Here is a 14,931-nt window from a genome sequence, read left to right as displayed (position 1 = left end):
CGGGCGGGCGCGGGCCCCGGGCCTCCCCCCCAAACCCCCCGGGCCCCTCGCCGTCCCGGAAGTCCCGGCAAGCCGGTCCGGGCCGCCGGGCTCAGACGCCCCCGTCCGCCGCCCCGGACTCGGGCCGGCCCCGCATCGCGGCCGGCTCCTCGTTCGGGATCGCCCCGCCGAAGCGCCGGTCGCGCTGGGCGTACTCCAGGCAGGCGCGCCACAGGTCGCGGCGGTCGAAGTCGGGCCACAGCACGTCCTGGAAGACCATCTCGGCGTAGCTGGACTGCCAGAGCAGGTAGTTGGAGGTGCGCATCTCGCCGCTGGGGCGCAGGAAGAGGTCCACGTCCGGCATGTTCGGGTAGTACAGGTACTTCTGGAAGGTCTTCTCGTTGACCTTCGACGGGTCCAGCTTCCCCGCAGCCACGTCCCGGGCGATGGCCTGCGCCGCGTCCGCGATCTCGGCACGGCCGCCGTAGTTGACGCAGAAGTACAGCGTCATCCGGTCGTTGTCGACGGTCTGTTCCTGGGCGACCTGGAGCTCCTGGACGACGGACTTCCACATCTTGGGCATCCGGCCGACCCAGCGGATGCGGATGCCCAGCTCGTCCATCTCGTCCCGGCGGCGGCGGATGACGTCCCGGTTGAAGTTCATCAGGAAGCGGACCTCGTCGGGCGAGCGCTTCCAGTTCTCGGTGGAGAAGGCGTAGAGGGAGAGGTTCTTGACGCCCATCTCGATGCAGCCCTTGAGCACGTCGAGGACGACGCCCTCGCCGACCTTGTGCCCCTCGGTGCGTGGCAGGCCCCGTTCCTTGGCCCAGCGGCCGTTGCCGTCCATGACGCAGGCCACATGGTTCGGCACCAGCTCCGCCGGGATCCGGGGCGGCCGGGCGCCGGACGGGTGCGGCTCGGGGACCTTGTACTCGCGGCGGGACCGGCCCAGGATTCCGCGTCGTGCCATGCGGCTCACAACTCCTAGCTTCTGCTTCCTACGACTTCTCGACGTACCGCAACGAGCGCAGCCCGCGCTCCAGGTGCCAGTGCAGATACGCGGACACCAGCCCGCTCCCCTCCCTGACGTGGCGCGCCTCGCAGGCGTCCGCGGTCGGCCAGTCGCCGGTGAGCAGCGCACTGAGCAGGGCGATGGCCTCCGCAGAGGGTACGACGCTGCCCGGCACCCGGCAGTCACCGCATATGGCGCCGCCCGCGGCGACCGAGAAGAAGCGGTTGGGGCCGGGGAGGCCGCAGCGCGCGCAGTCGTCGAAGCTGGGCGCGTAGCCGTTGACCGCGAGGGAGCGCAGCAGGAAGGCGTCGAGGACCAGGTTGGGCGCGTGCTCCCCGCGCGCGAGGGTGCGCAGCGCGCCGACGAGCAGCAGGTACTGCTGCACGGCGGGCTCCCCCTCGTGGTCGGTGAACCGCTCGGCGGTCTCCAGCATGGCGGTGCCGGCGGTGTAGCGGGCGTAGTCGGTGACGATGCCGCCGCCGTAGGGGGCGATGGTCTCCGACTGGGTGCACAGTGGCAGGCCGCGGCCGACCAGTTCGCTGCCGCGGGCGAAGAACTGCACGTCGACGTGGGAGAACGGCTCCAGCCGCGCCCCGAACTTCGACTTGGTCCGCCGCACCCCGCGCGCCACCGCCCGCACCCGCCCGTGCCCCCGCGTGAGCAGCGTGATGATCCGGTCGGCCTCCCCCAGCTTCTGGGTGCGCAGCACGACCCCGTCATCACGGAACAGACTCATGCGCCCCATTCTCCCGCACCGGCCCCCTCCCGAGGGCCGCACACGCACTACACCTGGTGCCCCGCGCCCGACGGGGTCTTCCGCCGGGCGCGGGACGTTCAAGAACTGCTGACCGCCAAGGGGCTGCACCGCAGCGCGGGCCGGGTCGGCCTCCTCGTCGCCGCGACCGCCGAACTGGCCGGCCTGACGCTGCTCCACCGCGACCGGGGCTTCCCTACCGTCGCCGCGGTCACGGGTCAGCCCGAGCGGATGATCGACCTCCACCCCTGAGCCCGTCCCCGGAAAACCCCGTGCGGGCGCGGCGGGCGCTCCACTAGCGTGCGCCGGCATGACGTCTCCCGCCCGCATACGCCCCCCGTTCACCGCCGACGAGCGGACCCAGCTGATGGGCTGGTTCCAGATGCAGCGCGCGATCGTGCACTACAAGTGCGAGGGCCTGTCCGAGGAGGACGCGCACCGGCCGGTGCTGCCGAAATCGCCGCTGATGACCGTCGCCGGGCTGGTGTCCCACCTCCGCTGGGCCGAGCAGACCTGGTTCGAGGTCCTGTTCCTCGGCCGCCCCGCCGAGGGGCCCCAGTTCTCCGAGGACCCCGAGGACCTGGACATGAGGGCCGACGGGACTCCCCTGGCCCGGCTCCTCGACGACTACCGCGCACAGTGCGTGACATCCGACGAGATCATCGCCGCGCACGAACTCGACGCGGCCGGCCGCCACCCCGACTTCACCTCCGCCCAGGCGTCCCTGCGCTGGATGATCATTCATATGATCGAGGAGACCGCCCGCCACGCGGGCCACCTGGACGCGATCCGCGAACTCCTCGACGGCGAGACCGGCTACTACTGAGCCCCGGACCGGGGTTGGTCGGGTCAGGTCACCTCGCCGCGGCTGCGGGCGTTGACGTACGCGGTCGTCGCGCTGATGCGTTCCGCGGCCGTCGCGGGGCGCACCTCGTCCGGGGCGCACTCCCACTCGCGGCCGCCGCCGACCGGTCTCAGGGACAGGAAGGGTCCGGCCGCCCCCATGAACCGGCCGACCCGGCCCGTGCGGATGTCGACGACGTACGTACCGATGGGCAGGGTCATGGCGTGCGACCCCCTTCCCTGGGCAGAGCTGCGGCGATCAGACCGACAGTGTCCACCGTGCGGTGCCCCGATCCGGCGAGGGGACACGGCGTGTCACGGGTGTAGGACGCCGGTTCGACACACTTCGAAACGCTTGGGCACACGGCGGGGAGCACGGGTCGACCGGCCCACGCTCCCCGGGGCCGCGGCGGCCCACGAGACTCATCAAGCGGGACTTCGAGAGGGCATAAGTCAGCCTTATGAGCTCATAGACAGGGGGCGCGTACCAACTTAGGCTTGCCTTAGTTTAAGATTCCCTTCGAGCTTCTTGTCGCCGCCCGAAGGGACCCTGTCATGACCCGCCCCCTGCGGGTAGCCATCGTCGGAGCCGGCCCCGCCGGTATCTACGCCGCCGATGCGCTGCTGAAGTCCGAGGTTGCCGCCGACCCCGGCGTCTCGATCGACCTCTTCGAGCGGATGCCCGCGCCCTTCGGTCTGATCCGTTACGGCGTCGCCCCCGACCACCCCCGGATCAAGGGCATCATCACCGCCCTGCACCAGGTGCTCGACAAGCCGCAGATCCGCCTCTTCGGCAACGTCGACTACGGGACCGACATCTCCCTGGACGACCTGCGCACCTTCTACGACGCCGTGGTCTTCTCCACCGGCGCGACCGCCGACCGCGCGCTCGACATCCCGGGCATCGAGCTGGACGGCTCCTACGGCGCGGCCGACTTCGTCGCCTGGTACGACGGCCACCCGGACTGGCCCCGTACCTGGCCGCTCACGGCCGAGAAGGTCGCGGTCCTCGGCGTCGGCAACGTGGCCCTCGACATCGCGCGCGTCCTCGCCAAGACGGCCGAGGAGCTGCTGCCGACGGAGATCCCGCCGAACGTCCACGAGGGGCTGAAGCTCAACCGGGCCAAGGAGATCCACGTCTTCGGCCGCCGCGGCCCGGCCCAGGCGAAGTTCAGCCCGCTGGAGCTGCGCGAGCTGGACCACTCCCCGAACATCGAGGTCATCGTCGACCCCGAGGACATCGACTACGACGAGGGCTCGATCGAGACCCGCCGCGGCAACAAGCAGGCGGACATGGTCGCCAAGACCCTGGAGAACTGGGCGATCCGCGACATCGGCGAGCGCCCGCACAAGCTCTTCCTGCACTTCTTCGAGTCCCCCTCCGAGATCCTCGGCGAGGACGGCGAGGTCGTCGGCCTGCGCACCGAGCGCACCGCCCTGGACGGCACGGGCAACGTCAAGGGCACCGGCGAGTTCAAGGACTGGGACGTCACCGCCGTCTACCGCGCGGTCGGCTACCTCTCCGACGAACTGGTCAAGCTCCCCTGGGACGTCGAGACGGGCACCGTCCCGGACGAGGGCGGCCGGGTGATCCAGGAGTCCGGCGAGCACCTGGACTCCACGTACGTCACGGGCTGGATCCGCCGCGGCCCGGTCGGCCTCATCGGCCACACCAAGGGCGACGCCAACGAGACGATCTCCAACCTTTTGGACGACTTCGCCAACGGCCGCCTCCAGAGCCCGGCCTCGCCGGAGCCGGACGCGGTCGAGGGCTTCCTGTCCGGCCGGAACGTCCGCTGGACCACCTGGGAGGGCTGGTACAAGCTCGACGCCGCCGAGAAGGCGCTGGGCGAGCCCCAGGGGCGTGAGCGCGTGAAGATCGTCGAGCGCGAGGACATGCTCCGCGAGAGCGGCGCCTGACGCCTGCGGCGCGCAGGAGTGGTCCCGAGGGCCCGGTGGCTGCTGCCACCGGGCCCTCGGGCTTGCGGGGCACCGGGGGTGCGGCCGGGGCGCCTCGGGCGTTACGGGGAACCGGGCGCGGCCCGGTGCCGTGGGCGGACGCTGCCAGGCCCTCGGGTGGTGCCGACGCCGCCGGGCCCTCCGGCGTTGCCCGGCGCGGCCGTCAGGGGCCGTCGCCGCCCGGGACGACCAGGCCCGACTCGTAGGCCACAATGACCAGTTGGGCGCGGTCCCGGGCGGAGAGCTTGCCCATGATGCGGCTGACGTGGGTCTTCGCCGTGAGCGGGCTCAGCCCCAGGGCCTCCGCGATCTCGGTGTTGTTCAGACCGCGCGCCACCAGGGTCAGGACCTGGCGTTCGCGGTCGGTGAGGTGGTCCGGTCCGCCGCCGGGGCCCAGGCCGTGGGCGCCGCCCGGGAGGCCGGGAGTGCTCAGGAAGCGGGCGATCAGCCGGGAGGTCGGGCCGGGCGACAGCAAGGACTCGCCCGCCGCGACCGTGCGGATCGCGGTCAGCAGCTCGGCGGGCCGGGTGTCCTTCACCAGGAAGCCGGAGGCGCCCGCGCGCAGGGCGTCGACGATGTGCTGGTCCGTGTCGTACGTGGTCAGCACCAGGACCTTCACCCCGGCCAGATCCTCGTCCGCCGCGATCAGCCGGGTGGCGCCGATACCGTCCAGCTCCGGCATCCGGATGTCCATGACGACCACGTCCGCCCGCGCGGAACGCGCCAGGGCGACCGCCTCCGCGCCGGTGCCCGCCTCGCCGACGACCGCCATGTCCGGGGCGGACTCCAGCAGCATCGCGAAGGCGGCGCGCACCAGGGTCTGGTCGTCGGCGAGCAGGACGCGGATCATACGGGGGCCTCCGAGGGCTGGAACGGGAGGACGGCCGCGACCCGGAACCCGGGCCGGCCGGGGCGCGGGCCCGCCGTCAGGGTGCCGCCCACGCTGCGGGCGCGCTCACGCATACCCAGGATGCCGAAGCCGTCGGCACGGGCCGCGCCTCCGGTACCGGCGTCCGGGCCGGGGGCGGGACCGTCGTCGGTGACGGTGACCCGGAGCGCGTCGCCGGCCCGTTCCACCACGACGTGGACGCACACCCCGCGCCCCGCGTGCCGGACCGCGTTGGTCAGGGACTCCTGCACGATCCGGTAGGCCGCCGCCTCCACCGCGGGCGGGACGCTCCCCTCCCCCGTGCGCAACTCCAGCCGCGCGCCCGTCGCCGCCGTGCGGACGAGGGCGGGGAGCGCGGCCAGGCCGGGCAGCGGGCCGTCGCCGCCCGCGGGCCCCCCGCCCGTGCCGGCGCGCAGCACCTCCAGGGTGGTGCGCAGTTCGCCGCGCGCGGTACGGCAGGTGTCCGCGATCTCGTCCAGCGCGGCGGCGACGGCGGCCCGGTCGAGCCGGTCCGGGTCGACGGTCAGGACGTGTGAGGCGACGGAGGTCCGCACCCCGATGAGGGTGATCGAGTGGGCGAGCAGATCGTGCAGATCGCGGGCGATCCGCAGCCGCTCCTCCGCGACCCGGCGGGCGGCCTCCTCCTCGCGGGTGCGCTCGGCGCGCTCCGCCCGGCCGAGGACGGAGGCGATGTAGAGCCGGTAGACCCGTACGTCGATGCCGAAGACGAGGGCGGCGAGCACCCAGCCGGTGGTGCGCAGGGCCTCCAGCCCCTCGCTGGTGCCGACGCTGAACATGGCGAGCAGGCTGACGCCGATGACGGCCCCGCCCACCAGGACGGTGCGCAGGGGGCGCGCGACCATCGCGTAGGTGTAGAGCGCGAGGAGGGAGGCGGGCACGGGAGCGGCGTGCGCGTGGTCCAGCAGGTGGTACGGCCCGACGCACGCCACCACCGTGAACAGCACCGCCCCGGGCCGGGCCCGCCGCCAGGCCAGGGGGACGACGGACCCGGCCAGCAGCAGCCACCCGAGCGGGTCGGGGCGGCGGGCCGGGTCCACCAGCAGGGCGAGCGCGACGGCCAGGGCCCCGACGACGGCGGCCAGGATCGCGTCGTTGCGGGCCCGGTGCGGGACGGTCAGCGGGTCCCGGCTGACCGCGTGCAGCACCCGTTCCCCCAGGCGGGGCCCGGTCGTTGGCGTGCTCGGCGGCGACGACTCTTCCACGGGCTCCATCCTGGGGTATCGGATGCGGGTGGCGGCAGGGCGGGGCCACCGGGGTGCCGGCCCTCAGCGCCCGGCGGGCTCCCCGGCCGCCGCCTTCCGGACGGCCGGCTTCCGGCTGAGCGGGCCGGGCCACCAGATCCGGCGGCCCAGCAGCAGGCTCACCGAGGTCACCAGGTACGTCCGCACCAGGAAGGTGTCCAGCAGGACGCCCACCGCGACCAGGAAGCCCATCTCCACCAGCGGCACCATCGGCAGCGCCGCCAGGACCGCGAAGGTGGCCGCGAGGACCACGCCCGCCGAGGCGATCACCCCGCCCGTGGTGCGCAGCGCCGTGAGCGCCGCGTCCCTCGGGTCCCCGCCCGCCAGGCACTCCTCCCGCATCCGGTGCACCAGGAAGATGCCGTAGTCGACGCCGAGGGCGACGAGGAAGACGAAGGACAGCAGCGGCAGGCTCGGGTCGAGGCCCGCGAAGCCGAAGACCGGCTCGAAGAGCAGCCCGCCGAGGCCGAGGACCGCGCCCCAGACGGCGACGACGGCGGCGGTGAGGACCAGCGGTGCGACCAGGCTGCGCAGCAGGACGACGAGGACGAGCAGCACCGCGCCGAGGACCAGGGGCACCACGACCTTCCGGTCCCGGGAGTTGGTGTCCGCCAGGTCGAGCTGCTGGGCGCTCGGGCCGCCCACCCGGCTGCCGTCGAGCGCGGGCGAGGCGCGCAGGGCGCGGATGGTCGCGGTCTCGCCGGCGGTCTCGGGGGCGTCCTTCGCGAAGACGGCGATCTCGGTCCAGCCGTCCGCCGTGCGGCCCTGGCGCACCTCGGCCACGCCGTCCGCGGCGCGGGCCCCCGCGAGCGCCTCGGCCGCCCGGTCGGCGGGCGCGACCACGCTGATCGGCTGGGCGCTGCGCTCCGGGTAGGCGTCGGTGAGCCGGGTCATGGCGGTGACGGACTCGGGCCGGTCGGTGAAGGTGTCCTCCTGGGCGAGGCCCCCGGGCAGGTTGAGGCCGCCGAGGGCGAGGGCGCCGAGCAGGGCGGCGCCGAGGACGAGGACGGCGCCGGGTCGACGGCCGGCCGCACCGCCCATGGTGGCGAACACCGAGCGCCGGGTGGGCACTTCGGCGCCGTGGCGGGGCACCAGCGGCCAGAACACCCGGCGGCCGAGCAGCACCAGCAGGGCCGGGAGGAGGGTCGTCATCGCGGCGAGGGCGCACACCACGCCGACGGCGCCGACCGGTCCGAGGCCGCTGGCGCTGTTGAGGTCGGCGGCGAGCAGGCAGAGCAGACCGGCGGCGACGGTCCCGGAGGAGGCCAGGACGGCGGGGCCGCAGCCGCGCAGGGCGGTGACCATCGCGTCGTAGGGGTCGGGGACGCGGCGCAACTCCTCCCGGTAGCGGGCGACGAGCAGCAGGGCGTAGTCGGTGCCCGCGCCGAAGACGAGCACGGTCATCAGGGCGGCGCTCTGGCTGGTGACGGTCAGGTCGAAGCCCTGGATCAGGCCGTATACGACCGCCTGCGAGGCGACGGCGGCGACGCCGACCACGACGAGGGGCACCAGCCACAGGAAGGGGCTGCGGTAGGTGACCACCAGCAGCACGGCGACGACCAGCGCGGTCGCGAGCATCAGGGTGCCGTCGATGGTCTCGAAGACCTTCTCCATGTCGCTCTGGAGGGCGCCGGGGCCGCCGAGTTCGACGTCCAGACCCGCTGGCGTGCCCTGCCCGATCCGCTCCCGCACGTCCTCGACGAGCGCGGTACGGGCCGCGTTGTCGGTACCGGGCTCGGTGGACGACAGGGGGTACATCAGCGTGGTCCCGTCGGCGGACGGCACCCCTCGGGGCGGCCCGCTCGTGAACCGGTGCGCCCCGGCGACCTCGGCGAGGCGCTCCTCGGCGTGCGCACGGTCGGCGTCGCTCAGCCCGCCGTCCCGGTGCACGACGACGAGCAGTTCGGTCGCCTCCCCGCCGGGCATGGCCTGCTGGATCCGGGCGACGGCGGTGGAGTCGGCGCTCGCGGGCAGATAGTCGACGATGTTGTCCCGCTGCGCGTCGGCGAGCCGGCTCGCGAACGGCAGCGCGAGCACGACGACGACGGCCCACAGCACCACCACGGCCCAGGGCACGGCCCTCCGCCGCGCCGTGGGCACCCCCGGCTCCCGAGGCCCCGCCTCGGCAACGGTGTCGACGGTCGATACGGGCGCCATGGGCTCCCCCTCCCTCGGGCGTCCCACGACACCCGGTCCCCCTCACCCTCCCGCCGCCCGCGCCGCCTTTCCTCGCCCCCGAGCCCGAGATCCCGGGTACTCCGGTGGGTGGCGGAAGGGGGCCGCTACTCCCCGGGGAGTAGCGGGGGTGGCCACCCGGGGGGCGGGGCGGGGCTCGGGCGGAGCCCGGCCCGCCGGAGGCGGGGGTGCGGGCGGCACCAGCCGGCCGCGCCCGCCTCGCCGGGCGGCGGCGCAGCCCTACGGCAGCGGCAGCAACCCGGCGGGCAGGCCCGGCCCGTCCGGAAGCGGGCTCGAAAAGACCCCGGGCCCGGGCGGAGCCCGGCAGCCCACGCGGGTACCGGGCCGACAGGGGCCCGGGGCCGCGCCCCGGTCCGCCGGGGCGGGCGCGGCCCTGCAACGGGACGTGGACGGGGCGGGGCCCGGGGGCGGCCCGGTAGGGCCTCAGCAGGCGCAGCAGCACGACGGCCCCGGGGCGCGGCCCCTACCGGGAGCCGGCCCGGGCCCGGTGGAGGGCGGGGCGGGCGCGGGGGCGCTGCCCCGGACGAAGGGCGGTGGGTGGGTCAGAACGGCGCGCGGGCCGTCTCCATCAGGCGGGCCGTGTCCGCGTCGGCCAACCGCAGCGCCGCGCCCACGATCGTCAGGACGTCGCGCTCGGCCTGGGTGTAGGGGCCGTCGGCGAGGGCGATGCGGGCGCCCTGGAGGAGGAGGGACTCGCGGCCGGAGGGAGCGAGGTGCGGGGCGAGGGGCTCCAGAGCCTCGTGGAGTTCGATGGCGAGGGCGGCGCCGTAGGGCGTGGTGTCGTCCGTCATATAGCGCCCGGTGTCGGCGGCGAGGGCCTCGATCAGGGCGACGAGGGAGTCCTCGGTGCAGTCCGCGAGGCCGCCCGCCCGGACCGCCTGCACCGCCGTCGCGCGCACCGCGCCCGAGGAGGTGCCGCCCGAGGCGAGGACCGCGAGCGCGACGGTGTGCACCGCGTCCCGGAGCATGGCCGAGAAGCGCGCGGTGGTGGGGTGGTCGAGGGCGTCGGGGCCGAAGTGGGCGTGGCAGGCGGCGCATTCGACGATCGGGCCGGTGACTCCGCGCCCCAGCAGCGGCACCCCGAGCAGGGTGAAGCGGCGGCGCCCGGTCCGGCGGCGGTAGTTGCGGTCGCCCCCGCAGCCGGCGCAGAAGAACTCGCCGTCCCCGACGGTGCTCCATGACGTGCGGATGCCGCAGACCCGCGCATTCCGGCCGAACAGTCCCCGGTCCTGCAGCACGTCACACCTCCGTCATGCTGCGGCAACATTGCCGCGTGGACGTGATGTTAGCCACACCGGCCGGGCCGCGTCAGCACCCTGTCGACAGGAGGCCCGGCACATGGCCGGATCCGCGCGATCCGCCGAGGGGGTGCCGGACGCGTGGAACCGCCGGATACCGCCCGGTTCGGGCACCCGGTGGCACGGACGCGCCCCGGGTGACCGGCGCCCCGCCGGTTGACCCGGCGGGGCGCGCGGCGGACCGGGGGCCGGTGGTCAGCGCGCCGCGCGGTTGACCGCCGAGACGACCGCCTTCAGCGAGGCCCGGGTGGTGTTCGCGTCGATGCCGATGCCCCACAGCGCCTTGCCGTCGATCGCGCACTCGATGTACGAGGCGGCCTGCGCGGACGCGCCCTCGCTCATGGTGTGCTCCTGGTAGTCCAGCAGGCGCACATCCACCCCGATGGCGTTCAGCGCGGCGAAGAAGGCGGAGATCGGACCGTTGCCGGTGCCGCTCAGGACCGTGTCGACGCCGTCCACGACCGCCTCGACGGTCAGGGTGTCGACCCCGTCCTTGTCGGTGGTGGTCTGGCCGGAGCGGATCTGGATGCGGCCCCAGCGCTCCGCCCCGTCCTGCGGGTTGGGCAGGTACTCGTCCTGGAAGACGGACCAGATCGCGGCCGGCGTGACCTCGCCGCCCTCCGTGTCGGTCTTGGCCTGGATGATCCGGGAGAACTCGATCTGCATCCGGCGCGGCAGGTCCAGCTTGTGGTCGTTCTTCAGGACGTACGCGATCCCGCCCTTGCCGGACTGGGAGTTGACCCGGATGACCGCCTCGTAGGACCGGCCGACGTCCTTGGGGTCGATGGGCAGGTACGGCACCGCCCACTCGATCTCGTCGACCGTCTTCCCGGCGGCGGCCGCGTCCGCCTCCATCGCGTCGAAGCCCTTCTTGATGGCGTCCTGGTGGGAGCCGGAGAAGGCCGTGTAGACCAGGTCGCCCGCGTAGGGGTGGCGCGGGTGGACCTCCATCTGGTTGCAGTACTCGCTGGTGCGGCGGATGTCGTCGATCTGCGAGAAGTCGATCTGCGGGTCGACGCCCTGGGAGAACAGGTTCATCCCCAGGGTGACCAGGTCGACGTTGCCGGTGCGCTCGCCCTGGCCGAACAGGCAGCCCTCGATGCGGTCCGCGCCCGCCATGATCGCCAGTTCGGCGGCGGCGACGGCGGTCCCGCGGTCGTTGTGCGGGTGGACGGACAGGCAGACGTGCTCGCGGCGGGTCAGGTTGCGGGACATCCACTCGAAGCGGTCCGCGTGCGTGGACGGCGTCGAACGCTCCACCGTGGCGGGCAGGTTGAGGATGATCTCGCGGCCGGGGCCGGGCTGCCAGACGTCGCAGACGGCCTCGCAGACCTCCAGGGCGAAGTCCAGCTCGGTGTCGGTGAAGATCTCGGGGCTGTACTGGTAGCCGAAGACCGTCTCCTCGCCCAGCAGCTTCTCGGCGTACTCCATGACCAGCCGGGTGCCGTCGACGGCGATCTGCTTGATGTCCTCCTTGGAGCCGCGGAAGACGACCCGGCGGAAGACGGGCGCGGTGGCGTTGTACAGGTGGACGGTGGCCCGCTTGGCGCCGACCAGGGACTCCACGGTCCGCTCGATCAGGTCCTCGCGGGCCTGGGTCAGCACGGAGATGGTGACGTCGTCCGGGATCGCGCCCTCGTCGATGATGGAGCGGACGAAGGCGAAGTCGGTGTCGCCGGAGGAGGGGAAGCCGACCTCGATCTCCTTGTAGCCCATGCGTACCAGCAGGTCGAACATCTCCCGCTTGCGGGCCGGGCTCATCGGGTCGATCAGCGCCTGGTTGCCGTCGCGCAGGTCGGTGGAGAGCCAGCGGGGAGCCTTGGTGATGCGCTGCTCCGGCCAGGTGCGGTCCGGGATGGCGACGGCCTCGTAGCGGCCGTACTTGTGGACCGGCATGCCGGACGGCTTCTGCGTGTGCGTCGTATTGGTGATCGGGGTGGGGCGGCCGATCCACTGCGACTGCGTCATGGCGTAGGGCTCCTCGGGATCCTGCGGGGATGGGGGCCGACTGGGTCGAAGCAGCACCAGACTCCGCGGGGAGGGGGTCGGCCTACGACTACAGGCCCTCGCCGCGGCAGCTAAGGAGAAGCAGCCCGAAACGCATGATGCGGAGCAGCCTAACCGAGCTTCGGCGTGAGCGTGGTCCCTGTTTCAGTATGCGGGACGACCGATCGGCAACGGGCAGATGTGGTCAATCCCTCCATTCCTCCCGTCACCCCTGACGGGGAGTGACGGAGAGGGTACCCGCTGACACATTTGCCGGTATGGACTTTCGCACCCCGCTGCCCGCCCCGTCCGCCGCCCCGGTCTTCTGCGGCATCGTGCCGCCGCACCTCCTCGACCGGCTCGCCCGCTCCGGCGACCCGGCGCTCGCCGGCCCGGCCCGGCGCACCCTCCAGGCGGACGCGGCCCAGCGCACCGCCCGCCGGCTGACCACGGTGGCCGGCCCCGCCGGCGCCCGCTCCGCCGCGGGCGCCCGCTCGCGCCGCACGGTGTACGACGCGGGGAACCGCACCGCGCTGCCCGGCACCGAGGTCCGCGCCGAGGGCGGGGAGCCGGTCGCCGACGCCACCGTGAACCGCGCCTACGCGGGCCTCGGCGCCACCCTCACCCTGCTGCGCGAGGCGTACGGGCACGAGTCCGTCGACGGCGCGGGCCTCCCGCTGGACGCGACCGTCCACTACGACGAGAAGTACGGCAACGCCTTCTGGAACGGCGAGCAGATGGTGTTCGGCGACGGGGACGGCGAGATCTTCCTCGACTTCACGGTCGCCGTCGACGTGATCGCGCACGAACTCGCCCACGGCCTCACCCAGTACACGGCGAACCTCAGCTACTTCGGCCAGCCGGGCGCGCTGAACGAGTCCGTCTCGGACGTGCTCGGCTCCCTCGTCAAGCAGCACACCCTCGGGCAGAACGCGGACGAGGCGGACTGGCTGATCGGCGCCGGCCTCCTGGCGCCCCGGGTCACCGGCTCGGCGCTGCGCTCGATGAAGGCCCCGGGCACGGCGTACGACGACGACGTCCTCGGCAGGGACCCGCAGCCGGCGACGATGGCGGACTATGTGCACACCGGCCGGGACAACGGTGGTGTGCACATCAACTCCGGCATCCCCAACCACGCCTTCCACCTGCTGGCCGTCCGCCTCGGCGGCCCGGCCTGGGAGCGGGCCGGGCAGATCTGGTTCGACGTGCTGACCGGCGGCGAACTCGCGGTGGACGCGGACTTCGCGAGCTTCGCCCGCCTCACGGTGGCCGCGGCCGCCGAGCGGTACGGCGAGGGCGAGGAGCACGACGCGGTGCTGAAGGCGTGGTCCCAGGTCGGCGTGGACACCACCGGCCGCTGACGCCTCCGGTGTGCTGTCCGGTGTCGGTCCGGCCGCATCCGTACTAGAACGGGAACCATGCGAATCCAGGTAAGGCGTACCGGCGGCTTCGCCGGGATCGAGAAGGTCTCCGAGGTCGACACCACCGCCCGGACCGACGCGGAGGAGGTGCGGGCGCTCGCCGAACGCGCCGTCGCCGAGGCGCACGAGACCCCGCCGGTCGGGGTCCCGGACGGCTTCTCCTACCAGCTCACCGTCGACGGGCGGACGGTGCACTGCGCCGACCCCCGGCTCACCGAGGCGCAGCGCGACCTGATCTCGCTGGTGCTGAAGGAAGGCGCCTGACCCGGCCGCGCGGCCGGGTCAGGGGCGCGGACCGGAGCCGTCAGAAGCCGAGCTTGCGGAGCTGCTTGGGGTCGCGCTGCCAGTCCTTGGCGACCTTGACGTGCAGATCGAGGTAGACGGGCGTGCCGAGCAGCGCCTCGATGTGCTTGCGGGACTTGATCCCGACCTCCTTGAGCCGCTTGCCCTTCGGGCCGATGATGATGCCCTTCTGGCTGGGCCGCTCGATGTAGACGTTCGCGTGGATGTCGAGGAGGGGCCGGTCCGCCGGGCGGTCCTCGCGCGGGATCATCTCCTCGACCACCACCGCGATGGAGTGCGGGAGTTCGTCCCGGACACCCTCCAGCGCGGCCTCGCGGATCAGCTCCGCGACCATGACCTGCTCGGGCTCGTCGGTGAGGTCGCCCTCCGGGTAGAGCGGCGGGCTCTCGGGCAGCAGCGGGGTCAGCAGATCGGCGACGAGCTGCACCTGACTGTCACCCACGGCGGACACCGGCACGATCTCCGCCCACTCGAAACCCAGCTCCTTGCCGAGTTGATCGACGGCGATGAGCTGCTCGGCGAGGGTCTTGGAGTCCACCAGGTCGGTCTTGGTGACGATGGCGACCTTCGGCGTCTTCCTGATCTCCGCCAGCTCCTTGGCGATGTACCGGTCGCCGGGGCCGAGCTTCTGGTCGGCGGGCAGGCAGAAGCCGATCACGTCGACCTCGGCCCAGGTGGTGCGGACCACGTCGTTGAGCCGCTCGCCGAGCAGGGTGCGCGGCTTGTGGAGCCCGGGGGTGTCCACCAGGATCAGCTGCGCGTCGGGCCGGTGGACGATGCCGCGCACCGTGTGCCGGGTGGTCTGCGGCCGGTTGGAGGTGATCGCCACCTTCTGGCCGACCAGAGCGTTCGTGAGGGTGGACTTGCCCGCGTTGGGGCGGCCGACGAAGCAGGCGAAGCCCGCCCGGTGGGGGGCTTCGGAGGACTGGGTACGAGCGCTCATGGCGCCCATTGTCCCTGATCCCGGACGCCCCCCGGTACGCGGCCGGGCCCAGGCGGCCGGGCCCCGGGCGGGCGGGCCGCCCGGGG

13 protein-coding genes and 1 pseudogene are annotated in these 14,931 nt (G+C 73.5%); 5 read left to right on the top strand and 9 right to left on the bottom strand.

Features of this window, described 5'->3' with window-relative positions; genetic code table 11:
• Positions 1 to 91 precede the first annotated feature (91 nt).
• Positions 92 to 949 (bottom strand): isoprenyl transferase, encoded by an 858-nt coding sequence (locus ABZ457_RS21465; protein ID WP_359159505.1) that lies wholly within the window; start codon positions 947 to 949, stop codon positions 92 to 94.
• Positions 950 to 977: 28 nt separating this feature from the next.
• Positions 978 to 1,727 (bottom strand): DNA repair protein RecO, encoded by a 750-nt coding sequence (gene recO / locus ABZ457_RS21460; RefSeq protein ID WP_018846718.1) that lies wholly within the window; start codon positions 1,725 to 1,727, stop codon positions 978 to 980.
• Positions 1,728 to 1,772: 45 nt separating this feature from the next.
• Between recO and ABZ457_RS21455 the strand changes: the two are divergent.
• Together ABZ457_RS21455 and ABZ457_RS21450 are read left to right on the top strand one after the other, a co-directional pair.
• Positions 1,773 to 1,997 (top strand): annotated as a pseudogene (locus ABZ457_RS21455) (VapC toxin family PIN domain ribonuclease); the annotation flags it as partial.
• 58 nt (positions 1,998 to 2,055) lie between these two features.
• Positions 2,056 to 2,571, top strand: a complete 516-nt coding sequence (locus ABZ457_RS21450; protein ID WP_359159502.1) for a DinB family protein — start codon at positions 2,056 to 2,058, stop codon at positions 2,569 to 2,571.
• 23 nt (positions 2,572 to 2,594) lie between these two features.
• On the opposite strand, the gene ABZ457_RS21445 is transcribed toward ABZ457_RS21450, so the two are convergent.
• Positions 2,595 to 2,810 (bottom strand): hypothetical protein, encoded by a 216-nt coding sequence (locus ABZ457_RS21445; protein ID WP_359159500.1) that lies wholly within the window; start codon positions 2,808 to 2,810, stop codon positions 2,595 to 2,597.
• Positions 2,811 to 3,143: 333 nt separating this feature from the next.
• Between ABZ457_RS21445 and ABZ457_RS21440 the strand changes: the two genes are divergently transcribed.
• Positions 3,144 to 4,508 carry an FAD-dependent oxidoreductase gene (locus tag ABZ457_RS21440; RefSeq protein ID WP_359159498.1) on the top strand — a complete coding sequence of 455 codons (1,365 nt, stop codon included), beginning with the start codon at positions 3,144 to 3,146 and terminating at the stop codon, positions 4,506 to 4,508.
• Between the two features lie 202 nt (positions 4,509 to 4,710).
• Here ABZ457_RS21440 and ABZ457_RS21435 read toward each other — a convergent pair whose 3' ends face one another.
• The 5 genes from ABZ457_RS21435 to leuA all read right to left on the bottom strand — a co-directional run bounded on the left by ABZ457_RS21435 (position 4,711) and on the right by leuA (position 12,160).
• On the bottom strand, positions 4,711 to 5,397 hold the full coding sequence (locus tag ABZ457_RS21435; RefSeq protein ID WP_359159496.1) for a response regulator transcription factor: 687 nt from the start codon (positions 5,395 to 5,397) through the stop codon (positions 4,711 to 4,713).
• Positions 5,394 to 6,668, bottom strand: coding sequence for a histidine kinase (locus ABZ457_RS21430; protein WP_359159494.1), 1,275 nt, complete (start codon positions 6,666 to 6,668; stop codon positions 5,394 to 5,396). Before ABZ457_RS21430 ends, ABZ457_RS21435 begins: the two co-directional genes overlap by 4 nt.
• A 54-nt stretch (positions 6,669 to 6,722) precedes the next feature.
• Positions 6,723 to 8,774 carry an MMPL family transporter gene (locus ABZ457_RS21425; RefSeq protein ID WP_359159507.1) on the bottom strand — a complete coding sequence of 684 codons (2,052 nt, stop codon included), beginning with the start codon at positions 8,772 to 8,774 and terminating at the stop codon, positions 6,723 to 6,725.
• A gap of 662 nt (positions 8,775 to 9,436) precedes the next feature.
• Positions 9,437 to 10,132: a TerB family tellurite resistance protein gene (locus ABZ457_RS21420; protein ID WP_359159492.1), complete on the bottom strand. Its 696-nt coding sequence runs from the start codon at positions 10,130 to 10,132 to the stop codon at positions 9,437 to 9,439.
• Positions 10,133 to 10,387: 255 nt separating this feature from the next.
• Positions 10,388 to 12,160, bottom strand: coding sequence for a 2-isopropylmalate synthase (gene leuA, locus ABZ457_RS21415; RefSeq protein ID WP_359159490.1), 1,773 nt, complete (start codon positions 12,158 to 12,160; stop codon positions 10,388 to 10,390).
• Between the two features lie 296 nt (positions 12,161 to 12,456).
• On the opposite strand from leuA, the gene ABZ457_RS21410 reads away from it, so the two are divergent.
• Positions 12,457 to 13,539, top strand: a complete 1,083-nt coding sequence (locus ABZ457_RS21410; RefSeq protein WP_359159488.1) for a M4 family metallopeptidase — start codon at positions 12,457 to 12,459, stop codon at positions 13,537 to 13,539.
• Positions 13,540 to 13,596: 57 nt separating this feature from the next.
• Positions 13,597 to 13,863, top strand: a complete 267-nt coding sequence (locus tag ABZ457_RS21405; RefSeq protein ID WP_359159486.1) for a protealysin inhibitor emfourin — start codon at positions 13,597 to 13,599, stop codon at positions 13,861 to 13,863.
• A gap of 40 nt (positions 13,864 to 13,903) precedes the next feature.
• Here the strand turns inward: ABZ457_RS21405 and era are convergent, their stop codons facing one another.
• On the bottom strand, positions 13,904 to 14,845 hold the full coding sequence (era, locus tag ABZ457_RS21400) for a GTPase Era (RefSeq protein ID WP_359159484.1): 942 nt from the start codon (positions 14,843 to 14,845) through the stop codon (positions 13,904 to 13,906).
• Between the last annotated feature and the right edge of the window lie 86 nt (positions 14,846 to 14,931).

Source organism: Streptomyces sp. NPDC005805 (assembly GCF_040630445.1).
GTDB lineage: Bacteria > Actinomycetota > Actinomycetes > Streptomycetales > Streptomycetaceae > Streptomyces.
Note: the sequence above shows the minus strand (reverse complement) of the source record. Positions and strands in the feature narration are given on the sequence as shown.